The 20,852-nt window shown below is 69.4% G+C and carries 19 protein-coding genes; 3 read left to right on the forward strand and 16 right to left on the reverse strand.

Translation table 11 applies throughout. The features are described from left to right. Window positions 1-323 precede the first annotated feature (323 nt). The 6 genes from FQY83_RS00070 to FQY83_RS00095 all read right to left on the reverse strand — a co-directional run bounded on the left by FQY83_RS00070 (window position 324) and on the right by FQY83_RS00095 (window position 7,036). Window positions 324-1,625 (reverse strand): porin family protein, encoded by a 1,302-nt coding sequence (locus tag FQY83_RS00070; protein ID WP_146383940.1) that lies wholly within the window; start codon window positions 1,623-1,625, stop codon window positions 324-326. A 27-nt stretch (window positions 1,626-1,652) separates the two neighbouring features. Further along, entirely contained in the window at window positions 1,653-2,393 is a 741-nt protein-coding gene (locus FQY83_RS00075; protein WP_146383942.1) for a polysaccharide biosynthesis protein, read from the reverse strand. A 28-nt stretch (window positions 2,394-2,421) separates the two neighbouring features. Further along, window positions 2,422-4,008, reverse strand: coding sequence for an XrtA system polysaccharide chain length determinant (locus tag FQY83_RS00080; protein WP_146383944.1), 1,587 nt, complete (start codon window positions 4,006-4,008; stop codon window positions 2,422-2,424). Further along, entirely contained in the window at window positions 4,008-4,625 is a 618-nt protein-coding gene (locus tag FQY83_RS00085) for an XrtA/PEP-CTERM system exopolysaccharide export protein (RefSeq protein WP_146383946.1), read from the reverse strand. The genes FQY83_RS00080 and FQY83_RS00085 overlap by 1 nt, the downstream gene beginning before the upstream one ends. 92 nt (window positions 4,626-4,717) lie before the next feature. Beyond that, window positions 4,718-5,725, reverse strand: coding sequence for an NAD-dependent epimerase (locus FQY83_RS00090; RefSeq protein ID WP_146383947.1), 1,008 nt, complete (start codon window positions 5,723-5,725; stop codon window positions 4,718-4,720). Between the two features lie 21 nt (window positions 5,726-5,746). Beyond that, window positions 5,747-7,036, reverse strand: a complete 1,290-nt coding sequence (locus tag FQY83_RS00095) for a nucleotide sugar dehydrogenase (protein ID WP_146383950.1) — start codon at window positions 7,034-7,036, stop codon at window positions 5,747-5,749. 195 nt (window positions 7,037-7,231) lie between these two features. Here FQY83_RS00095 and galE point away from each other — a divergent pair, with 195 nt between their 5' ends. Beyond that, the gene (gene galE / locus FQY83_RS00100) at window positions 7,232-8,251 is read left to right on the forward strand and encodes a UDP-glucose 4-epimerase GalE (RefSeq protein WP_146383952.1); all 1,020 of its coding nucleotides are present in this window, start codon (window positions 7,232-7,234) and stop codon (window positions 8,249-8,251) included. A gap of 252 nt (window positions 8,252-8,503) precedes the next feature. On the opposite strand, the gene FQY83_RS00105 is transcribed toward galE, so the two are convergent. The 7 genes from FQY83_RS00105 to FQY83_RS00135 all read right to left on the reverse strand — a co-directional run bounded on the left by FQY83_RS00105 (window position 8,504) and on the right by FQY83_RS00135 (window position 14,626). Further along, a complete protein-coding gene (locus FQY83_RS00105) occupies window positions 8,504-9,373 on the reverse strand; it encodes an alpha/beta hydrolase family protein (RefSeq protein WP_146383954.1) in 870 nt (289 codons plus the stop codon). Beyond that, complete coding sequence (gene thiD, locus FQY83_RS00110) at window positions 9,370-10,179, reverse strand: bifunctional hydroxymethylpyrimidine kinase/phosphomethylpyrimidine kinase (RefSeq protein ID WP_146383956.1); 810 nt, start codon at window positions 10,177-10,179, stop codon at window positions 9,370-9,372. The genes FQY83_RS00105 and thiD overlap by 4 nt, the downstream gene beginning before the upstream one ends. Window positions 10,180-10,296: 117 nt before the next feature. Next, window positions 10,297-11,985 (reverse strand): SulP family inorganic anion transporter, encoded by a 1,689-nt coding sequence (locus tag FQY83_RS00115; RefSeq protein WP_146383958.1) that lies wholly within the window; start codon window positions 11,983-11,985, stop codon window positions 10,297-10,299. 3 nt (window positions 11,986-11,988) lie between these two features. Next, the gene (locus FQY83_RS00120; RefSeq protein ID WP_146383960.1) at window positions 11,989-12,246 is read right to left on the reverse strand and encodes a helix-turn-helix domain-containing protein; all 258 of its coding nucleotides are present in this window, start codon (window positions 12,244-12,246) and stop codon (window positions 11,989-11,991) included. 336 nt (window positions 12,247-12,582) lie between these two features. Further along, the gene (locus FQY83_RS00125) at window positions 12,583-13,470 is read right to left on the reverse strand and encodes a DUF4097 family beta strand repeat-containing protein (protein WP_146383962.1); all 888 of its coding nucleotides are present in this window, start codon (window positions 13,468-13,470) and stop codon (window positions 12,583-12,585) included. Window positions 13,471-13,508: 38 nt separating this feature from the next. Next, a complete protein-coding gene (locus FQY83_RS00130) occupies window positions 13,509-14,042 on the reverse strand; it encodes a hypothetical protein (RefSeq protein ID WP_146383964.1) in 534 nt (177 codons plus the stop codon). Continuing rightward, complete coding sequence (locus tag FQY83_RS00135) at window positions 14,039-14,626, reverse strand: RNA polymerase sigma factor (protein WP_146383965.1); 588 nt, start codon at window positions 14,624-14,626, stop codon at window positions 14,039-14,041. Before FQY83_RS00135 ends, FQY83_RS00130 begins: the two co-directional genes overlap by 4 nt. A gap of 292 nt (window positions 14,627-14,918) precedes the next feature. Here FQY83_RS00135 and FQY83_RS00140 point away from each other — a divergent pair, with 292 nt between their 5' ends. Both FQY83_RS00140 and FQY83_RS00145 read left to right on the forward strand, forming a co-directional pair. Continuing rightward, window positions 14,919-16,439, forward strand: a complete 1,521-nt coding sequence (locus FQY83_RS00140) for a fumarate hydratase (protein WP_192906651.1) — start codon at window positions 14,919-14,921, stop codon at window positions 16,437-16,439. Between the two features lie 55 nt (window positions 16,440-16,494). Then, entirely contained in the window at window positions 16,495-17,130 is a 636-nt protein-coding gene (locus FQY83_RS00145) for a glutathione S-transferase family protein (RefSeq protein WP_146383969.1), read from the forward strand. Between the two features lie 28 nt (window positions 17,131-17,158). Here FQY83_RS00145 and FQY83_RS00150 read toward each other — a convergent pair whose 3' ends face one another. The 3 genes from FQY83_RS00150 to FQY83_RS00160 form a co-directional block, all read right to left on the reverse strand. Beyond that, entirely contained in the window at window positions 17,159-18,280 is a 1,122-nt protein-coding gene (locus FQY83_RS00150) for a sterol desaturase family protein (RefSeq protein WP_146383971.1), read from the reverse strand. Between the two features lie 210 nt (window positions 18,281-18,490). After that, a complete protein-coding gene (locus FQY83_RS00155) occupies window positions 18,491-19,672 on the reverse strand; it encodes a phospholipase A (protein ID WP_146383973.1) in 1,182 nt (393 codons plus the stop codon). Further along, a complete protein-coding gene (locus FQY83_RS00160) occupies window positions 19,669-20,838 on the reverse strand; it encodes a mechanosensitive ion channel family protein (RefSeq protein ID WP_146383975.1) in 1,170 nt (389 codons plus the stop codon). The genes FQY83_RS00155 and FQY83_RS00160 overlap by 4 nt, the downstream gene beginning before the upstream one ends. Window positions 20,839-20,852: the final 14 nt, after the last annotated feature.

Below are 20,852 nucleotides of genomic sequence, written 5' to 3' on the forward strand. Positions count from 1 at the left end.
CGGCCGGGCCCTGTCGCGTCGCCGCGATCCGGGCCGGAAACCATCCGAAGCGTCTTTCCCCCTGAGAAGACGCGGCGGATGATAGGCGCCAGGCCCGGCGCGCAGCGAAATACACGCTGAACGGTGCCGGAGGGTCAAGCCACGGGCCTGAAAACGTGACCAGATCTTGAAAAAGCCCGGGGAGTGACCGGGCGGATCACGGCGGAACTGCGACGCAGTTCCGGGCCTGCGCCTGGAGGTGTCGGGCGTCGTGGGGCGGAATCAGCGGCCCGTGCCGGGCAGGGAGCCGTGACGGCCAGGGTCCGTCGAGGCGGCGGACACCCTCAACGGTTGCGGTAGACGACCGTCAGGTACCAGATGTTCTGGCTGGCGTTGCCGAGCACGCCGTCGTCCTCGCGACGGTAGTGGGTGTACCGGAGCGAGCTGCTCCAGCGCCGGTTCCAGGTCTTCGACAGGTCGACGCCGAGGCGCAGGTCGTCCATCTCACGTCCGATCTGTGGAAACTCCGCGCGGGCGGCGTCGACGAAGGTCTCCAGGTCCCAGGTCGGTGCGAGCCGGTAGGCGATCTGCACGATGGCGCCGCGGCGGGTCTCGTCGAAGGCGTCGGTGTCGATGTATTCGATCCGCTCGTAGTACGGGCCGGCGCTGAAGAGGATGCGTTCGCCGGCATAGGTGTAGTTGATGTCGGCGCGGCGTTCCCGGTAGACAGACGACTCCACGCCTGCCGCGTAGCCGGTCAGGGAGTCGGGGACGACCACCACCGTGCCGATCTCCTCGATCGCCGCGGTGCCGGCATCCGACAGCTGCCGCGCTCCACCCAGGGACAGGGAGCTGCGGTTGCTCAGCTCCCACGTCGCCTGGCCGCGGAAAATCGGCAGGGACTCCGAACTGCCGTCGGCATAGTCCACCCATGTGTAGCCGGCGTCGAAGGCGAACCCCAGGCGCGATAGTTCCTTCTGGTAGCGGACGTAGCCGTCGTAGCGCCGGTAGTCGCGGGCCATGAGGTCGTGGTCGAAGTCGACGTCCTGCCCGCGCAGGCTGAAGGTCAGGCTGCTGGTCGGATCCAGATCGCGGATGAGATGCACGGCGGCGCTGAGCCGGCTCGACTCGAACTCGTCGTTCTCCTCGGCGCTGGTGTCAATCCAGCGCGCCTCGGCCCGGCCGCGGAACGCGGCGCCCCAGTTGAAGAGCAGGTTCGGTCCCAGCGACAGCACGTTGACGCGCTGGCGGTTGTTCGGTGCGTCCGGCGCGAACCGGTCGATCGGCCGCATCTCCAGGCTGTCCTCGACGGTGAAGCTCAGCGTTTCGGGCATGATGAACCAGTTCAGGCGTCCGGCCAGGCTGGTCTCGAAGGCATTGGACTGGGGGCCGGAGATGTAGTTCCAGTATTCGAAGCGGCCGCCGAAGTTGGCCTGGACTGTCGAGGTTTCCTCGGTCAGGACGAAACCGAAGCCGGCGCGCAGGGCGTCCGAGTCCATGGCATCGGACGACGACATCAGCACGTTGTCGTTGAACTCGATGCCCATGTCGACCGCATAGTCGATCCGGACCGCGTGGGCCTGCAGCGGCACCGTGGCAAGGACGGCGAGACAGGCCGCGGGGACGCTGGTCCTGTGGAGCTTCATGGTCGCGTCTCCTTCGTTCCGCTGCGGTCAGTAGAGGGTGTTGAACACGACCCCGGCGAGCTTGTCCGGGTCGAAGCTGGCGGCGGCGGCGTCGATGCTGTCGACGGTCACCTGCCCGTAGCCGGCGACCAGCACGATCAGGTCCGCCAGTTCGGACAGGATCCGGGCGTCGGGCGAGTTCAGCACCGGCGGGCTGTCGAGGATCAGGTAGCGGTTGGGGTGGGTGCCGCGCAGTGAGTCGATCATCATCCGCATGCGGGTCGAGCTGAAGGATTCGCCCGCGGTTTCGCGCGGCGAACCGCTCGGGATCAGCCGCAGTCGCGGCAGTCCGGTCTCGTACTGGATGGCCGACAGGTCAGTGACGCCCCCCTCCAGGTAATCCATCATCCCGACGCTGGCTGCGTTCACCCCCAGGGCTGCGTGCTGGGCGGGGTGCAGCGAATCACAGTCGACCAGCAGCGCGGTCTTGGTTTCGTCGAAGGCGAAGGCCGCGGCGAGGTTGCGCGCGACGAAGCTTCCGCCGCAGCCGGGCTGCGCCGGCGCCACCAGGGTGACGAAGTTGCGGTCCTGGCCGAGCGCCAGCAGCTTGGTGCGCAGTCCACGAAACGCATCGGCCTGGGCGCGGACCGAATCGTTGCGGTGGATCAGCTTGCGCTCCTCGAGCGCACGCGGCGTGAGCGGCTGCTGCGCGCCGTCGGTACGGGTGATGGAATGGGATCCGCCCTCGGCCCTGCCCGGGTCGGAAGGCGCGTCGCGGCGAGGATTCACGATCTGCTCCATGGTGTGCTTGGACGGCTCAGCCGTTGGACATCTTGTAGACATAGGTGAGCCCGTACAGCAGCACGATGGCCACGGCCAGTGTGCATGCGGTCGCGAGATGGACGATCTGTCGGCGCCGGTCGCGCGGCGAAGCGTAGGCGGGAATCGTCGCCAGCAACGGATAGCGGCTCCTCGCCGTGATCGACTGCGGGCTGCGCACGCGCGGATCGAAGCGGATCAGCAGCCACAGCAGGCCCAGCGGCACCGCGATCGCGGCGAGCAGACCGGCGGCCGCGATGTGCATGAAGCGCAGGCCGGTGGGGCGCAGCGGCATCGTCGCCGGATCCTGCACGCGCAGGGTCAGGCCGCGGTTCTCCTGGTCCAGTCCCATCGACACGCGTGCGTTCTCGCGGCGACGCAGCAGGTCCTGGTAGATCTCGCGGTTGACCTCGTAATCCCGGGTCAGCTCGGCGAGCACGCTTTCGGAAGCGGCGATCCGGCGGCTGCGGTCGAGCTCCGAGTTGAGCAGGGACTCGGCGACCGACATGCGCGAACGCGTGGCCGCGACCTCGCGCCGGGCCTGTGCCTGCTGGCTGCGCAGTTCCTGGTACAGCGGGTTGAGCTGCGCGTCCTCGGAGCCGGTGGCCGACGTGGTCGGGCGGTCGCGCTCCTGCTCGATCATGCGCTGGATGTCGCCCATCTGGTGGCGGATGCGCGCGACATCGGGATGGCGATCGGTATAGCTGAGCAGCAGGCGGTCGAGCTCGGCCTGCAGTTCGATGAGCTGGGTGCGGTACAGGGTCTCGCGGGTCTGCACCGAGGTCACCGCCGACTCGCCCGACAGCTGCGCCGCGACCGAGGCCTCGCGCGACTCCTGTTCGAGCAGGGTCATCCGCGTCTGCTCGACCTGGGTACGCAGCGCCGAGATGCGGGAATTGGCGTCGGTCGCGCTGCCCGGCTGCGCGTCGACGTTGCGCGAGCGATAGGCCTGCAGGTTGTTCTCGGCGTCGGTGAGCTTGCGGTGGTACTCATTCACCTGCTTGTCGATGAACTCGTACGCCTCGCGGCTCTCGCGCTCCTTGGTCGCCAGCGTCTCGCGGATGAACAGCGCGCCCAGTGCGTCGGTGACGCGGAAGGCGCGTTCGGGGTCGGTGTCGCGGTAGGTGATCGTGACCAGGTCCGGGCGCGGACTGGAGATGAGCGTACGGCCATGGATGGATTCCATCAGCCGGTCCTTCTGCACGGCGCTGAGGCTGCCGTTCGCGTCCCAGCCGCCGATATCGATGATCTCCGACAGCACCTTGCGGCCGTAGATGATCTGGCGGGCCATGCCGGCGCGGTCGGTGACCCCGGTCGGCACCGCGCGCCCTTCGAGCAGGGGCTGGATGATGTCGCTTTCCTGCGCGAGGATCGTGGTCGACACCTGGTAGTGGCGTGCCATCACGAACATGCCCATGACGAAGGTCACCGCGGCGATCGCGGCGAAGATCGCGGCAAGTACGACGATCCGCCTCCGCCCTTCCTTGAGGACGAGCCGGACATGGTCGATCGGGGAAAGGCCCGTCGTCGCGGCGCCGGCGCTCGCGGGGGCGCGGCGGGGAACGGGCAGGCTGGTCGACTGCATCAGAATGCGCGCTCCGGTACCGTGATGATATCGCCCGGTGCGACGGTGAAGTTGGTCGACAGGTCGCCTCGGTTGATGATCCTGTCGAGCCGGATCGCATAGCTGGTGGTCTGGCCTCCGTTCCTGCGGTAGAGGCTGGAGCGGTCCGGTGCGGCGAATTCGTTGACGCCGCCCGCGGCGAGCACCGCATCGAGCACGGTCATGCCCGGGCGATGCGGGATCGAGATCGGCGTCCGCACGGCACCGGTCACGCGCACGCGCGAGAGGTACTCATGGCTGCGCAGGTCGGTCAGGATCACCGCCACCTGCGGATCGCGCACGTAGGCCGACAGCTTGTCCTGCAGGTCGGCGGCGACCTCGCTGGGCGTCTTGCCGGCGGCCATCACGTCGCCGACCAGCGGCACCGAGATCCTGCCGTCCGGCCGCACCGGCACGGTGATGCCCAGCTCCGGGTTGCGCCAGACCGCGACCTGGACGACGTCGTCGATGCCGATCGCATAGTCCTCGACCGAGGCTGCCTGGGGAGCGGGCGGGATCGATTCCGATCCGCCACCGCTGGCGCACGCCGCGAGCATGGCGACCAGAAGCACAAGGATCGTGTGCCTGAGAATGCGCATCTGGGAGTATCCCCCTTCTTGTCCGATGACAGGGATAACGTCGAAAGACCGCGACAGCGGTCATTGCACGCGGGGACGGGGGACTCCGGCGTTCAGACGCCGTGGTAGGACCGGTACCACTCCACGAAGCGGGCGACACCGGTTTCGATCGGCGTCGACGGCTGGTAGCCGGTGTCCCGCCTCAATGCCTCGACGTCCGCCTCGGTGTCGGGCACGTCGCCCGGCTGCATCGGCAGCAGGTTGCGCTCGGCCTTGCGCCCGAGGCAGTCCTCGAGCACCTCGATGTAGCGCAGCAGCTGCACCGGCTGGTGATTGCCGATGTTGTAGACCCGGTACGGCGCGCTCGACGAGCCCGGGTTGGGCTGCAGCGGATCGTAGGTCGGGTCGGGCCCGGGCACGCGGTCGAGGGTGCGGATCACGCCTTCGACGATGTCGTCGACGTAGGTGAAGTCGCGGCTGTGGTGGCCGTGGTTGAAGACGTCGATCGGCCGGCCTTCGAGGATGTTCTTCGTGAACAGGAACAGCGCCATGTCCGGCCGGCCCCAGGGGCCGTAGACGGTGAAGAAGCGCAGGCCGGTGGTCGGCAGGCCGAACAGGTGGCTGTAGGTGTGCGCCATCAGCTCGTTGGCCTTCTTGGTGGCCGCGTACAGGCTGACCGGGTGGTCGACGCTGTCCTCGACCGCGAACGGCAGCTTGCGGTTGGCGCCGTAGACCGAGCTCGACGATGCGTAGACCAGGTGCTCGACACCGCCGTGGCGGCAGGCTTCGAGGACGTTGGTGAAGCCGACGATGTTGCTGTCGATGTAGGCGTGCGGGTTCTCCAGCGAGTAGCGCACGCCGGCCTGCGCGGCGAGGTTGACCACGCGCTGCGGGCGGAAGTTGGCGAAGGCGCGCTCCAGCGTGCCGCGGTCCTCCAGCGCGCCCTTGACGAACGAGAACCCGGGCACCGGCAGCAGGCGGTCCAGGCGCGCCTGCTTCAGCGCCGGGTCGTAGTAGTTGTTGAGGTTGTCGAAGCCCAGCACCTCGTCGCCGCGTTCGGTCAGGCGATGGCTGAGGTGGGAGCCGATGAAGCCGGCGGCGCCGGTGACGAGGATGCGCATGGGCGTCTTCCTGCAGTGTGGTCAGAGGCAGCCGTCGACGCGGTCGCGCGGCAGCGCGCGCTTCACGTCGAACAGGACTGCGCCCGGCTTGCCGAATGCGCGCACGCCGTCGGCGCCCAGGGCAATGAATTCGCGGTGGGCGACGGCGAGGATGACCGCGTCGTAGTGCCCGGCCTGCGGCTCGGCGACCGGCGAGATGCCGTACTCATGGCTGGCCTGCGCCGGCGATACCCAGGGATCGTGCACGTCGACGTCGACGCGGTAGGTGCGCAGTTCGTCGATGATGTCGGTGACGCGGGTATTGCGCAGGTCCGGGCAGTTCTCCTTGAACGCCAGTCCGAGGATCAGCACCTTCGCGCCCGAGGTCTGCAGTCCGCGCTGCTGCATCAGCTTGACCACGCGCTGGGCGACGTGGCCGCCCATCGAGTCGTTGATGCGGCGGCCGGCGAGGATCACCTCGGGGTGGTAGCCGATCTGCTGCGCCTTGTGGGTCAGGTAGTAGGGGTCGACGCCGATGCAGTGGCCGCCGACCAGGCCCGGACGGAACGGCAGGAAGTTCCACTTGGTGCCGGCAGCTTCCAGTACCTCGTGGGTGTCGATGCCCATGCGCCCGAAGATCAGCGCCAGCTCGTTGATCAGGGCGATGTTGACGTCGCGCTGGGTGTTCTCGATGACCTTCGCAGCTTCCGCGACGCGGATGCCGGAGGCCTTGTGGGTGCCGGCGGTGATGATGCTGGCGTACAGGGCGTCGACGAAGTCGGCCGCTTCCGGCGTCGAGCCCGAGGTCACCTTGAGGATGGTCTCCAGCCGGTGCTCCTTGTCGCCCGGGTTGATGCGTTCGGGGCTGTAGCCGGCGCTGAAGTTCTCGTTGAACGTCAGGCCCGACTCGCGCTCGATGATCGGCACGCAGATTTCTTCGGTGGCGCCGGGGTAGACCGTCGATTCGAAGATCGCCACGCCGCCGCGCGCGATCGCCCGGCCGACGGTGCGGCTCGCGGATTCCAGCGGGCGCAGATCGGGACGCTTGTAGTCGTCGATCGGCGTGGGCACGGTCACGATGAAGACGTTGCAGTCCTTCAGGTCGGCCGGATCCGCCGAGCAGGCGAGCCGGGTCGAGGCCTTCAGCTCCTCCTCCGACATCTCCAGCGTGTGGTCGTGGTGGCGGCGCAGTTCGTCGACGCGCGCGGCGTCGATGTCGAAGCCGACGGTCGGGTACTTGCGGCCGAACGCGGCGGCCAGCGGCAGCCCCACGTAGCCGAGCCCGATGATGGCGATGCGGATGTCGTTGCGGTCGGGTAGGGGGGCAGGCATCCGGGGCGATGTTGGTTGGGCGGTCTGGACTGTATTCTAGCGGACGGCGGCAACGCCCCTTGTTTACCGCGGACGGGACGGCGGCACCGCGGCGCATGCGACATTGCCAAACGCGGGATGCGCCCGGGACAGGCCATGCGACAGCGTCATGCGGCTGGAGGATAATCCGCGTTCGCGAACCACGGGCGAACCCGCATGCGCGTCCTCGTTTTCGGCGGCACCGGCTATATCGGCAGTCATTCCTGCGTCGAACTCGCCGCGCGCGGGCACGATCTGGTGATCGCCGACAACCTCTCCAACAGCTCGCCGCGCGTGCTGGAGCGGCTGCAGGCGATCATCGGCGCCCCGGTGGCGTTCCGGAACGTCGACCTGCGCGATGCGGCGGCAACGCGCGCGCTGCTGGCCGGCGGCGGTTTCGATGCGGTGATCCATTTCGCCGCGCTGAAGGCGGTGGGCGAGTCCTGCGAGCGTCCGCTCGACTACTTCGACAACAACATCTCCGGCACGCTGCACCTGCTGCAGGCGATGCAGGCGGCGGGTGTGAAGCGGCTGGTGTTCAGCTCGTCCGCCACCGTCTACGGCGACCCGGACGCGGTGCCGGTGACCGAGGACGCGCCGCTGCGCGTCACCAATCCCTACGGCCGCACCAAGCTGGTGATGGAGCAGCTGATCGGCGACCTGTGCACGGCCGATCCGGGCTTCCAGGCGGGCGTCCTGCGCTATTTCAATCCGGTCGGCGCGCACGCCTCCGGCCTGATCGGCGAGGATCCGTCGGGCATCCCGAACAACCTCATGCCCTACATCTGCCAGGTGGCGGTGGGCCGGCGCGCGCAGCTGAGCGTATTCGGCGGCGACTGGCCGACGGTCGACGGCACCGGCGTGCGCGACTACATCCACGTCGTCGACCTGGCGCGCGCGCACGCCGACGCGCTGGATGCGCTCGAGCGCACCGGCAAGGGTTTCACCGTCAACCTCGGCACCGGCGCCGGCGTGAGCGTGCTGCAGCTGGTGCAGGCCTTCGAGCGCGCCTCGGGGCGGCCGGTGCCCTACGAGATCGTCGCCCGCCGCGCCGGCGACGTGGCCGCGGTCTATGCCGATCCGTCGCTTGCGCAGGAACTGCTGGGCTGGCGCGCCGGGTACGGCGTCGACGCGATGTGCCGCGATGCATGGCGCTGGCAGTCGATGAATCCGGAAGGCTATGCCGAGGCGACCTAGGTTCCGGCGCCCGTCATCGAATCCGGGGATTCCGGTCCGCACGGTCAGCGTCGCGGATGCGGCTCCAGTCTGTCATTTCGACCGAAGGGAGAAATCCCGCCGCTGCTCGTCCTGGACCTGCGTCCGGTCGTATCAACCCGACCGGGATTTCTCCCTTCGGTCGAAATGACAAGTGGCTGCAGCCCGCGTCCCGGGCGCATCCCTCCTTCGACATGCAGCTCGATGGAGAATCCCGCAATCTGGCGGGAGGTCCTAGCCTCGGGCGCCGCTGCCGGGTCCGGCAACAAGCCAGTCGGCCACCGCCGCCGGCTGCCGCATCCAGGCGTAGTGGTCGGGCCGCGTCCCGGCGCCGTCGGCGTCCAGGTACACCGTCTGCACCTCGCTCGCGGGCAGCTTCGACAGCAGGAAGTCGAGCGACGAACGCGGCGCCAGCCAGTCGTCCGACAGCCCCAGGGCCCGTACCGGCTGCGTGAGGCGGGCCATGCCGGCCTCGAAGTCCTGCGCGAGGCCGTCCGCGGCATAGCGCCCGCTGATCGCGGTGCGCGCCCAGTCCTGGATCACCCCCGCGGCCTCGTTGCCGCCGAAGCCGATGCGGCGCCCGGGCAGCGCGCCGTTGACCCGCGCCAGCCACGGCAGGAAGCGGTACGCGAACGGCAGCCAGGCCTTGTGCGGCAGCGGGAACGCGCGCCAGTAGGGCGCGCCGCTGGCGACCAGCCACAGCGCGTCGGCCGTGCCCGGCGCCAGCGCGAGACGGCAGCATGCGAGTTGGCCCCCCAGGCTGTGGCCGCCGACGATGCGCTCCACCCCGCCCGGCAGCAGGCGGTTGAGCACTGCCTTGCTGGCGGGAATGTCCTGCACCAGCAGTTCGCGATAGCCCCAGTCCCGCCCGTCGCCGGCGCGCAGGCTGCTGGAGCCGCTGCCGCGCCATTCGTGCAGGAACACCGCAATCCCGCGCGCCGCCAGCGCGTCGGCGAAACCCAGGTAGTGCCGCGCGGCGACGCCGAGCGCGGGCAGCCACAGCAGCGCCCGCCGCGGCTTGGGCGGGACGCGGGCGAGCACGCGCCAGGCGTGGCCGTCGCTGCTCGCGGCCTCGAGCTCGTGCGCGGCGATCGCCGGGCTCATGCCGTCCGCGCCGCGCCGAAGTGGTCGAGCACGCGCACCTCGCCGCGGCCCGGGCGATAGCCCTGCCGCAGCGCCCGCCCGACATAGTCCACGGCGGCGGCGACCGCCTGCGCCATCGGCAGTCCGAGGCAGAGGTTCGCCGCGACCGCCGAGGCCAGGGTGCAGCCGGTGCCGTGGCCCTCCAGCGACAGGCGGGCGTGGACGAAGCCGGCATCGGTGGTCGCATCCCGATAGCGGTCGATGACCTCTCCGCCTTCGTCGAGATGGCCGCCCTTGAGCAGCACCGCTTTCGCGCCCAGCGCGAGCAGGGCCTCCAGCGCGCGTTCCGCATCGGCGGCCGTTTCGATCCGCAGGCCGGTGAGCAGTTCCGCCTCGGGGATGTTGGGCGTCAGCAGGTCGGCGCGCGGGATCAGGCGCGTGCGCAGCGCGTCCAGTGCATCGTCCTCCAGCAGCTTGGCGCCGGAGGTCGCCACCATCACCGGGTCGAGGACGAGGAAGCGTGGCGCGTGCGCCTGCAGCGCATCGGCGACCGCATGGATGACGGCGGCGCTGGCCAGCATCCCCAGCTTGACCGCGCCGATGTCGAAGTCGTCGAAGCAGGCGTCGACCTGGGCGCGCAGGAAGTCCACCGGCGGCACGTGCACGGCGGTGACGCCGCGCGTGTGCTGCGCGGTCAGTGCCGCGATTGCCGACAGGCCGTGCACGCCGTGCGCGGCGAAGGTCCTGAGGTCGGCCTGGATGCCGGCGCCGCCGCCGGAATCGGAGCCGGCGATGGTCAGTGCTGAAACGGGGGAGGTTTCGGGCATGGCGACATTCTGCCGGATTCACGCAGGATCGGTCGCTTCTCCATGCTTCGTCATCGCGGCGCAAGCCGGGGTGACGAAGCCGTGGTCCGGGGAAGCCGCCCGTCAGCGCGGCGCATGCTACCCGGCGATCGACTCGGCCATCTTCAGCGCGCGCTCGAAGTTCGAGGCGAAATGGAGTTCGCCCGGACCGTCCTCCAGCCCCATCTTCGCGATCACCCGGTTCGGCTGTTCCTGCAGTCCGGACACGATCAGCACGATGCCCTTGCGGTGGCAGCGCCCGGCCAGTTTCTTCAGCGCATGCACGCCGCTGGCGTCGATCACCGGCACCAGCCGCATGCGCAGGATCAGCACCTTCGGCGGTTCGAAGAACTGGTCGAGCAGGTTGTCCAGGCGATTGGCGGCGCCGAAGAACAGCGGCCCGCCGATCTGGTAGGCCTCGACGCCCGCGGGCAGCTTCGCGCGCTGGTCGCCGTCGCGCGCCGCGTCGCCGGTCTGGAGGTCGTCGTCGATCATGCGCACGCCGGAGCTCACTTCCACCGCCTCGGCCATCCGGAACATGAAGACGAAGGCCGCGAGCACGATGCCGGCCTGGATCGCGACGGTCAGGTCCAGCAGCACGGTGAGGAAGAAGGTCAGTAGCAGCACCAGCCGGTCGCCCCACGGCGCCGACAGCGTGTTGCGGAAGTTCTCCGCCTCGCTCATGTTCCAGGCCACCACCAGCAGCACCGCGGCGAGCGCCGCCAGCGGCACGTAGCGCATCAGCGGCGCCAGCACCAGCATGAACAGCAGCAGGTAACCGGCGTGCAGCATGCCGGCGACGGGCGTGCGCCCGCCGGAGCGGATGTTGGTGGCGGTGCGCGCGATCGCGCCGGTCGCCGGCAGCCCGCCGAACAGCGCCGAGCCGACGTTGGCCACGCCCTGCGCGACCAGTTCGCCATTCGAACGATGGCGCCCGCCGGTCATGCCGTCGGCGACCACCGCCGACAGCAGCGACTCCACACCCGCGAGGAAGGCGATGGTGAACGCGCTCGGCAGCAGTTCGAAGGTGCGCTCGAAGGGGATGCGCGGGAAGTCGAAGCTCGGCAGCGAGGCCGGCAGCTCGCCGAAGCGCGTGCCGATGGTTTCGGCCGGCAGCGCGAACAGCGTGGTGGCCAGGGTGCAGGCCAGCAGCGCGATCAGGAATCCGGGCCACTTCGGCCGCCAGCGGCGCAGGCCGACGATCACCGCCAGCCCGAGCACGGTCATCGCCAGCGCCGCCGGCTGGGTGGTGGCGAAGTGCTTGCCGTAGGCGGCCCAGCGTTCGAAGAATTCCGCCGGCACCTCGTCCATGCGCAGGCCGAGCGCGTCCTTGACCTGGCTGGAGAAGATGCTCACCGCGATGCCGGCGGTGAAGCCGGTGATCACCGGCTGCGGCATGTACTTCATCAGCGTGCCCAGCCGCAGCAGCCCGGCGGCGATCAGCATCAGGCCGGCCAGCAGCGTGCACAGGATCAGGCCGCCGTAGCCGAAGGTCTGGATCACCACGAACACGACCGGGATGAAGGCCGCCGTCGGCCCGCCGATCTGCACGCGCGAGCCGCCGAACGCGGAGATCAGGAAGCCGGCGACGATCGCGGTGTGCAGCCCCTTTTCCGGCGTGGTGCCGGACGCGATCGCGAGCGCCATCGCCAGCGGCAGCGCGACGATCGCAACGGTGAGGCCGGCGATCGCATCGGCCTTGAACGCCTGCAGGCCGTAGCCCTCCCGAAGCACGGTGAACAGCTTCGGTTCGAACATGCGCAGGTACTGGCGGTCGAAGCTCGACATGGCTCAGGCGGCCGGCGGTTCCTTCAGGCGCACGCCGCGGCCGCGGCCCTGGCTGGGTTGATCGTTGCCGATCAGTTCGACGCCCGCGGCATCGAGTGCGTCGACGACCTTGGTCAGGGTCCCGACCACGCCGCGCACGGTGCCGTCGCTGGCCTCCATGCGCTGGATCGTCGGCAGCGAGACGCCGGCCAGTTCGGCCAGCCTGCGCTGGTCGATGCCGAGCAGGGCGCGCGCGGCGCGGAGCTGGGGGGCGGTGATCATGGGGACGGCCTGTGGGAGGTGGCCATGATGCGACTTTCAGACTTGCTTATGCAAGCTGGAAAATTCAATAGTGATGTTCAAAACATCATAACGGAACAACACGCATCGTCATCCCGGCGAAAGCCGGGATCCATCTTGATCTTCGCGGCACCGTTGGACGGCAAGTCAAAATGGATCCCGGCTTGCGCCGGGATGACGATACGGACGCTGTCGCCGGGAGGACGACGCAGGCGCCTTCGATGGGATGACGATGCGGGTGCTTTCGACGCGATGACGGCACGGGCGCCTTCGCCGCGCGACGGACGGCGCCACGCGGCCCGCGACAGGCGACCGGAGCTACTCCAGCACCAGCTCCGCGTCGCCCGAGAACGTCTCCAGCTTGATCTCCCCCGAACCTGCGCCGAAGGTGTGCTCGAAGCTCGAACCGGGCCCGTACTTTGGCTTGTTGATGCTGACGCCGGGCGCGGACAGCGTGCCGCTGAAGCTCTCGGCCTGGACGCGCGCCGACAGCGACTTCGGCAGCGCCAGGCGGATGTCGCCGCTCACCGATTCGGCGCTGATCCGGCCGCCCTCGGCGAGGCCGCCGGTGTAGCTGGCGTCGCCCGATACGCTGCTGGTGCTCAGCCGCCGCGTGGCCTCGCCGCGGGTGTCGATGCGGATGTCGCCGGACACGGTTTCGGCCGAGATTTCGCCGCCGATGCGGCCGCGCAGCACGATGTTGCCGCTGACGCTTTCCAGGTCCACCTTCTCGCTGTTGAGGTTGAGCTGCAGGTTGCCGCTGACGCTGCTGATGTCGGCCTCGCGCGGGGCGCCGACGGCGACCACGTCACCGCTGACGCTTTCGATGTCGAGTCCGCGGCCGGCGACGCCGGACACGTCGATGTCCACCGCGACGCCGTCGATCTCCAGGTCGACCTGGCGCGGCACGCTCAGGATCAGCGTGGTCGGTTCGGTGTTGCGGCTGTTGCGCGGATAGCGGACCTTGACCTCGAGGCTGCTGCGGTCGCCCTCGATCTGCAGGCGCTCGACGCCGTCGCCGAGGCTGCCGGTGATCTGCACCTCGGCCTTGTCCCAGGCGCGCACCTCGATGCGGCCCTTCACGTTGGAGACCTCGAGGCTGCCGCGCGCATCGAGCGGCCGCGTTTCGTTGATCGGCGTGGCCGCGAACGCGGGCGCCGCGGCGAGGCAGGCGAGCAGGGCGATTGCAAGGATTCGGGTTTTCATGGGAGTCCTCCTTCGGAAGGTGGTGCGGGGCCGGCGATTCAGGCCCGGGCGAGGCGTTGGGTCAGCGACAGGCGCTGCGCGTAGATGCGCTGCAGGCGCTGCAGCAGGAAGCGGGCGTCGGGATCCTGCGCCAGCGCGTCGCGCACGGCGGCGGCGCTGGCGTCGAGCTGGAGCAGGCTGGCGTATTCGGCCGTGGCCGGGCGCAAGGCGGACAGTTCGCGCAGCGCGCCCTGGTACTCGCGCGCCATGGCGTCGGCTTCGGCGAGCAGCGGCGCGTAGGGCGTGGGCGCGGTCGCCGCGGTTTCGGCAAGCCCCGCATCGGGCGCGGACGGGCGCAGCTGCCAGCCGAGTCCGACGGCCAGCGCCAGCGCGGCCGCGGTCGCCAGCGCCGGGAAAACGCGCGGGCGCCGGCGCGGCGAAGACGCGGCTTCGGGCGCGGCCTGCGGCAGGGTCTGGATCCGCGTGGCGATGTCCGGCCACAGGTCGCGGCCCGGCGGCGTGTCCGCGCGCAGTCCGCGCAACTGCAGGCGCAGCGCGGCGGGCAGGTCGGCGGTGGCGGGATCGTGGTTCATGCGTGGTCTCCCAGCTTCGCGCGCAGCAGTTTGCGCGCGCGGTGCAGTTGCGCCTTGGAACTGCCGACCGCCATGTCCAGCGTGTCGGCGATTTCCTCGTGTTTCCAGCCTTCGATGTCGTACAGCACCAGCACCGCGCGGGCGCGGGGCGGCAGGCTGGCGACGGCCTGTTCGAGGTCCATCGACAGCGCGGTGGCGTGTCCGGCCGAATCGACCGTACCGATGGCGTCGAAGGCTTCTTCGTCGCTGTCCATGCCTGGCGCGGCGCGGCGGCTGCGCAGCTCCATCAGTGCGGTGTTCGCCGCCAGCCGGTGCAGCCAGGTGCCGAAGGCGCTCTCGAAGCGGAAGTTCGGCAGCGCCTGCCAGGCGCGGACGAAGGCCTCCTGCGTCAGGTCCTCGGCGCGGCTGTGCTGGTGCCCGACCAGACGCAGGATCACGCCGTGCACCCGGCCCAGGTGGCGCCGGTACAGCGCCTCGAACGCGTCCGCGTCGCCGCCGGCCGAGGCCCGCACCAGGGCGTGGTCGTCGTCGGCCGCGTCGCAGGCGGCTTCGGGCAGGGTCGCGGTCATCGTCGCCATCAGCATATCCAGTCGGATGCCGGGGGGCGGGGGAGGGTTTAATCGGAGTCCAACCAACCCCGCCTTTGTCCGTCATTCGCGCGAAGGCGGGAATCCAGCGTCTTTGCATCTGCGGCGACGAAAGACACTGGATCCCCGCCCCCCGCCTGCGCGGGGGCAGGCGTCGCGGGGATGACGACCGTGTCCCGAAGCGCAGACGTGCGGAAAGCAGCGATCCGGGCATGGGCCCATCGTCGCAGGGAACCGGCCGGACGCAGCGGCTAAAATGGGCCGTTTCCCGCCAGCCTCCGAGCCAGCCGTGACCCTGATCAAGCAGGACGACCTCGTCCAGTCCGTCGCCGACGCCCTCCAGTACATCAGCTACTACCATCCGGTCGACTACATCAAGAGCCTCGCCGCGGCCTACGAGCGCGAGGAATCGCCGGCGGCGAAGGACGCGATGGCGCAGATCCTGATCAATTCGCGCATGTGCGCGGAAGGCCACCGCCCGATCTGCCAGGACACCGGCATCGTCACCGTCTTCCTGGAAGTGGGCATGGACGTGCGCTGGCAGGGCTTCACCGGTTCGCTGGAGGATGCGGTCAACGAGGGCGTGCGCCGCGCCTACCACCATCCGGACAACAGGCTGCGCGCCAGCGTGCTGGCCGATCCGGCCGGCCGGCGCCTCAACACCAGGGACAACACCCCGGCGGTGATCAACGTGAAGATCGTGCCGGGCGACAAGCTCGACGTGATCGTCGCGGCCAAGGGCGGCGGCTCCGAGGCGAAGTCGAAGTTCGCCATGCTCAATCCCTCCGATTCGATCGTGGACTGGGTGCTGAAGACGGTGCCGACCATGGGCGCCGGCTGGTGCCCGCCGGGCATGCTCGGCATCGGCATCGGCGGCACCGCCGAGAAGGCGATGCTGCTGGCGAAGGAATCGCTGATGGAGCACATCGACATCCAGGAGCTGGCCGCGCGCGGCCCGTCGAACCGGATCGAGGAGCTGCGCCTGGAGCTGTACGAGAAGGTCAACGCGCTGGGCATCGGCGCGCAGGGCCTGGGCGGGCTGACCACGGTGCTCGACATCAAGATCAGGGACTACCCGACCCACGCGGCCAACCTGCCGGTGGCGATGATCCCGAACTGCGCCGCCACGCGGCACGCGCACTTCACCCTCGACGGCAGCGGCCCGGTCGCGCTGGAGCCGCCGTCGCTGGAGGACTGGCCCAAGCTGACCTACAACCCGCAGAACGCGCGGCGCGTCGATCTGGACACGATCACGCCGGAAGACGTGTTGAGCTTCAAGCCCGGCGAAGTGCTGCTGCTCAACGGCCGGATGCTCACCGGCCGCGATGCCGCGCACAAGCGCATGGTCGACATGCTCGACAAGGGCGAGCAACTCCCGGTCGACCTCAAGGGCCGTTTCATCTATTACGTCGGCCCGGTCGATCCGGTGCGTGACGAGGTCGTCGGCCCGGCCGGCCCGACCACCGCCACGCGCATGGACAAGTTCACCGAACAGGTGCTGGCGCAGACCGGCCTGCTGGGCATGATCGGCAAGGCCGAGCGCGGCCCGGTGGCGCTGGAGGCCATCCGCAAGCACAAGTCGGTGTACCTGATGGCGGTCGGCGGCTCGGCATATCTCGTGTCGAAGGCGATCAAGGCGGCGAAGGTGGTCGGCTTCGCCGACCTGGGCATGGAGGCGATCTACGAATTCGAGGTCAAGGACATGCCGGTGACCGTGGCGGTCGATTCCACCGGCGAATCCGTGCACCGGACGGGTCCGCGCACATGGCAGGCGAAGATCGGCAAGATCCCGGTGGTCGAGATCGCCTGAGGTGGAGCCGGTCGCGTCGGGGATAATCAGTCTTCCCGAAGCCGGCGGAGCCGCCATGTCGATCGTCCTCTACGGTTCGCAAAGCACAGCCTCCCTCGTCATCCATTGGCTGCTGATCGAACTCGGCGTCGAGCACGAACTCCACCAGCTCGATTTCGATCGCCGCGAGCAGAAGTCGCCGGGTTACCTCGCGATCAACCCGGCCGGACGCGTGCCGACCCTGGTTATCGACGGCCAGCCGATCACCGAGGCCGCGGCGATCGCGATGCACCTGGCCGACCTGCACCCGCAGGCGGGACTGGCGCCGCCGCCCGGCACGCCCGCACGCGCGCAGTACTACCGCTGGATGTGCTTCTGCGCGAACACGCTGCAGCCCGCCTACCGTGACTGGTTCTATCCCGAGGAGCCGGCCGGCGCGGAGCACGTCGAGGCGGCGAAGGCGCAGGCGCGTGCGGAGATCGAGGCCGCCTGGCAGCAGGTGGCCGACCACCTGCAGGCGCACGGCCCGTATCTGCTCGGTGAACAGCGCAGCGCGGCCGATTTCCTGCTGACCATGCTGATGCGCTGGTCGCGCAACATGCCCCGGCCGTCGGACGCCTGGCCGGCGCTGCACGCGCACGCGCAGCGCATGAAGGCGCTGCCCAGCTTCAGGGAAACCCATGCCCGCGAGGGCCTGACCGACTGGACGTGAGCGCGGACGTCCCTGCGGGCGTGCGGGTTCAATCCACGTATCGCTCGAACTTCCTGCCGCCCTGGAACGGCATCACGTGCTGCGCGACGATGCCCTCGGGGACCGTTTCCAGCTTCATTACGCCGTACTCCGCCGGCCATTCGCCCTGGTCGCGAGGCAGCTTGAAGGTGCCCATCAGCATGTCGACCAGCGGCAGGTGGATCGCGTAGTTCACGTCGATGTAGTCCTGCTGCCGCGCATGGTGCCAGTGGTGGTAGCGCGGCAGCACCAGCAGGTACTCCAGCCAGCCGAAGCGCACGCCGATGTTCGCGTGCGCGACCACCGCCTGCAGGCCGACCAGGATCACGTAGGCATTGACTGCCGGCGCCGAGAAGCCCAGCACCAGCAGCGGCAGCAGCACCGCGCTGCGGGTCAGCACGATCTCGACGAAGTGGATGCGCGAGCCGGCCAGCCAGTCCATCTCGCGGCTGGAATGGTGCACGGCGTGGAAGCGCCAGAGCCAGGGGATGTTGTGGTAGGCGCGGTGCAGCAGTGCCTGCGCCAGGTCGGCGACGAACACCGCGATCAGGAACTGCGCCCACACCGGCAGCGACTGGATCGCCGCCTTCAGCGCGGGGAAGGCGGCCAGCCCTGCGATCGTCGAGGTCGAGGCGGTGACCAGGATCAGGATGAACTGCACCAGCACGTGGCTCATGAAGAAATACGCCACGTCGGTGCGCCAGCCCTTGCGCAGCGGCGAGACGCGGCGCTTGCCGAGGTAGTGCTCCAGCGGCACGAACACCAGCGCCGAGAAGAACAGCGAGATCACGAACCAGTCCAGGCCGAGTGAGTAGGGCGTCTGCCCGATCGAATCGAACTGCACGTTGGTGCCGCCGATCAGCACCGCCAGCGTCGCCGCGCCGACGCCGACCGCGGCGATGCGCTTGTTGCGGTCGCGCAGGATCGACACCGTGCCGAGGATGAAGGCGGCGATCAGCCCGACCAGCAGCAGGTGCCGGGCGAAGTCCTCGCTGTAGACCGCGCGGAACTCCTTGCTGGTGAGCAGTTCGGGGAAATGGAAGCACAGCACCGCGAACACGCTGAGCAGGCCGAGCATCGCCGAGGCGTAGGCGAAGAAGGAGCGTCGCTTGCGGGGCGGGCTGGCGTCCATGTGGCGGTCCGTCGTCGGGTGGCGGCGAAAGCTTAGGGCATCCGGCGAGGGAAATGGTTGCCGCGATACAGGGAAGCCGTCATCCCCGCGAAGGCGGGGATCCAGCGTCTTTGTGTTGGAAAGGCAGGGTGGGCATCCCGCGTAAAGACAATGGATCCCCGCCTTCGCGGGGATGACGAAGGAGGAGGAGCCGGCGCGCCAGCCGTTGCGCTACTCGACGCGCGGCTCGAACCACTCCTGCAGCGAGATGCCCAGCCCCACGTAGGTCGCCTTGTGGTTGTAGTCGATCAGGCTCTCGCCGTAGCCGTGGAACAGCTGCAGGCGTCCGCGCATCGGCAGCGAGCGGTGGATCGGGAAACCCCAGTCGAACTGCAGCGCGCCGTGCGAGCGATCGCCGCCGCGCAGCGAATGCCGCGCCATCAGCGAGAACTCGTTGCGTCCGCGCACGTGGGTCAGGGTCGCGTCGCCGCGGCCGATGTAGTCCTCGATGTCGGGGTTGTCGTCGTCGTCGCCGTCGGAGACCCGGATCCACGGGCGCAGCACCAGCGCCCAGTCGTCGCGGTCGAGGCCGATGTTGAACATGATCCGGTTCCAGCTGCGCGACAGCGGATCGCCGCGGCCGTTGGACTGGTGGTTGATGCCGACCGCGGCCATCCGCCCCTTCCATCCGGCGATGCTGTAGCCGTTGCGGAACACGAGCAGCACCTCGGGCTCGTAGTTGGTCTCGCGGAACGGCCGCGACTGCTCGCCGTTGTAGACCTGCCAGCGCGAACTCTGGGTGTAGCCCATCCAGATGTCGCCGTTGTCGCCGAACAGGTTCTCGACCGCCTTGGTCTTGAAGCTCAGCTGGAACTTGGCCTCGATCGAATCCAGCCCCATCGGTGCGGTGACGGTGTTGTCCGGATTCTCCGAGCGCGGCATGTCGTTGACGTCGGAGGTCCAGAACGCCGGCAGCAGGTAGAGCGGCTTGTAGGCGCGGAAGTTGAAGATGCCGAGCTTGGAATCCCGGGCCAGCTCCCAGCGGCTGTCGAGCAGCGATCCGCGGCCCACGTTCGCCAGCGCGCTGTCCAGCGCGTCGTCGTCGTGGCGGAACAGGTCGTCGCCACGCCGCGGCGCCTGTTCGCGCGCCTGCGCGGCCCTGGCCTCCGCTTCGGCTTGAGCGGCCTGCAGCGCCTGCCTGGCCTCCTGCGCCGCGAGGTCCGCCTGCTGCGGGCCGCCGGACGAGGCGCGCCGGGCGAGGGTGTCGTAGCAGGCGAGCCGGGCGGCGTCGATCTCGATCGCGGCGCAGCGCTCGAGCGAGGTCGCGTCGGCGGTCTGCGCCATCCCCGGTGCGACCGCGGACAGCAGCACGAACGGGAGCAGGCGTGCCGGCGAGGATTTGGGTGGGCTCATGGCGTATCCGCGGTGGGCTCGAGGAGATTGTTGTCGCCATCGGCCGCCTGCTGCGCCTGGGCAAGCTGCTCGTCGATGTCGCGATTGACCGAGGTATCGGCGTCGGCGTCGTGGATCGGCTCGGCGTGGCCGGCGGGCGCCGCGTCGCCTGGCTCGCGCGCCGTGAGGACGTGGTAGGTGGTCCGCGGCGCTTCGATGCCCGCGCGCGCGAACGCGGCCTTGACCCGGCGGATCGCCTCGCTGCGGACCTTGCCCAGGTCGCTCTCGCGCTGGTCGACCCAGCCGAAGAACCGCAGCACGATGCCGGCGGCCGAGAACTCCTGCACGCTCCACGAGGGGCCGGGGTCGGTCAGCACGCCCTCGATCTGCCGCACCTGCTCGATCGCCAGCGCGTGCGAGACGCGGATCGACTGGCTGCCGTCGATGGCGACGGTGAAATCGAAGCGCCGCTTGGGATTGCGGCTGTAGTTGAGCACGATCGCCTTGAACACCAGCGCGTTGGGCAGGCGCAGCTCGTTGCCGTCGAGCGTCATCAGCACCGTGGCGCGCGAATGCAGCGCGACCACCTTGCCCTCGTTGCCGTCGATCACCACGTGCTCGCCCGGCGCGAACGGCTGGCGCAGGCTGAGCAGGACGCCGGCGACGTAGTTCTCGGCGATGTCCTTGAAGGCGAAGCCGAGCACCAGGCCGACCACGCCGGCCGAACCGAGCACGGCCGTGACCAGCGCGGTGGCGTTGAGCAGGTTGAGCGCCAGCAGCACGCCGAACAGGGTGATCAGCGCGCGCAGCACGTTGCGGATCAACCCGTCCATGTAAGGGTTGTCGGTGCGCAGCCGCAGCAGGTGCAGCCGTCGCGACACGAACCCGCCCAGCCACGCGGCGAGCGTGACGATCAGCAGCGCCACCAGCAGCAGGGGCAGCTTCGCCACCACCTCGGCCAGCTTCGCCGCGGCCTTGTCGAAGGCGAAATCGAAGCGACCGCGGATGTCGGTGTCGGGGGGCGGCAGTTCGGCGGCGGGCTCCGCCGTGGCGGATGCGGGCGTGGCGTCGTCGGCCGCCGCCTGCATCGCCCCGGCCGGCAGCGCCGCCAGCAGGCAGGCCAGGAGCAGGGGCAGCAGCAGGATCAGGCGGACGAGGTGTCCGGAACGGGAACCAGGGGCAGGCATGCGGGGACGTCGGG

Origin of the sequence: Luteimonas marina (assembly GCF_007859325.1) — a bacterium.
Lineage (GTDB): Bacteria > Pseudomonadota > Gammaproteobacteria > Xanthomonadales > Xanthomonadaceae > Luteimonas > Luteimonas marina.

Excerpts from the sequence above, each read along its gene's own strand:
- FQY83_RS00070 (WP_146383940.1), bottom strand. The coding sequence starts at position 1,625 with ATGAAGCTCCACAGGACCAGCGTCCCCGCGGCCTGTCTCGCCGTCCTT.
- FQY83_RS00080 (WP_146383944.1), bottom strand. The coding sequence starts at position 4,008 with ATGCAGTCGACCAGCCTGCCCGTTCCCCGCCGCGCCCCCGCGAGCGCC.
- FQY83_RS00085 (WP_146383946.1), bottom strand. The coding sequence starts at position 4,625 with ATGCGCATTCTCAGGCACACGATCCTTGTGCTTCTGGTCGCCATGCTC.
- FQY83_RS00090 (WP_146383947.1), bottom strand. The coding sequence starts at position 5,725 with ATGCGCATCCTCGTCACCGGCGCCGCCGGCTTCATCGGCTCCCACCTC.
- FQY83_RS00095 (WP_146383950.1), bottom strand. The coding sequence starts at position 7,036 with ATGCCTGCCCCCCTACCCGACCGCAACGACATCCGCATCGCCATCATC.
- galE (WP_146383952.1), top strand. The coding sequence starts at position 7,232 with ATGCGCGTCCTCGTTTTCGGCGGCACCGGCTATATCGGCAGTCATTCC.
- FQY83_RS00105 (WP_146383954.1), bottom strand. The coding sequence starts at position 9,373 with ATGAGCCCGGCGATCGCCGCGCACGAGCTCGAGGCCGCGAGCAGCGAC.
- thiD (WP_146383956.1), bottom strand. The coding sequence starts at position 10,179 with ATGCCCGAAACCTCCCCCGTTTCAGCACTGACCATCGCCGGCTCCGAT.
- FQY83_RS00115 (WP_146383958.1), bottom strand. The coding sequence starts at position 11,985 with ATGTCGAGCTTCGACCGCCAGTACCTGCGCATGTTCGAACCGAAGCTG.
- FQY83_RS00120 (WP_146383960.1), bottom strand. The coding sequence starts at position 12,246 with ATGATCACCGCCCCCCAGCTCCGCGCCGCGCGCGCCCTGCTCGGCATC.
- FQY83_RS00125 (WP_146383962.1), bottom strand. The coding sequence starts at position 13,470 with ATGAAAACCCGAATCCTTGCAATCGCCCTGCTCGCCTGCCTCGCCGCG.
- FQY83_RS00130 (WP_146383964.1), bottom strand. The coding sequence starts at position 14,042 with ATGAACCACGATCCCGCCACCGCCGACCTGCCCGCCGCGCTGCGCCTG.
- FQY83_RS00135 (WP_146383965.1), bottom strand. The coding sequence starts at position 14,626 with ATGCTGATGGCGACGATGACCGCGACCCTGCCCGAAGCCGCCTGCGAC.
- FQY83_RS00145 (WP_146383969.1), top strand. The coding sequence starts at position 16,495 with ATGTCGATCGTCCTCTACGGTTCGCAAAGCACAGCCTCCCTCGTCATC.
- FQY83_RS00150 (WP_146383971.1), bottom strand. The coding sequence starts at position 18,280 with ATGGACGCCAGCCCGCCCCGCAAGCGACGCTCCTTCTTCGCCTACGCC.
- FQY83_RS00155 (WP_146383973.1), bottom strand. The coding sequence starts at position 19,672 with ATGAGCCCACCCAAATCCTCGCCGGCACGCCTGCTCCCGTTCGTGCTG.
- FQY83_RS00160 (WP_146383975.1), bottom strand. The coding sequence starts at position 20,838 with ATGCCTGCCCCTGGTTCCCGTTCCGGACACCTCGTCCGCCTGATCCTG.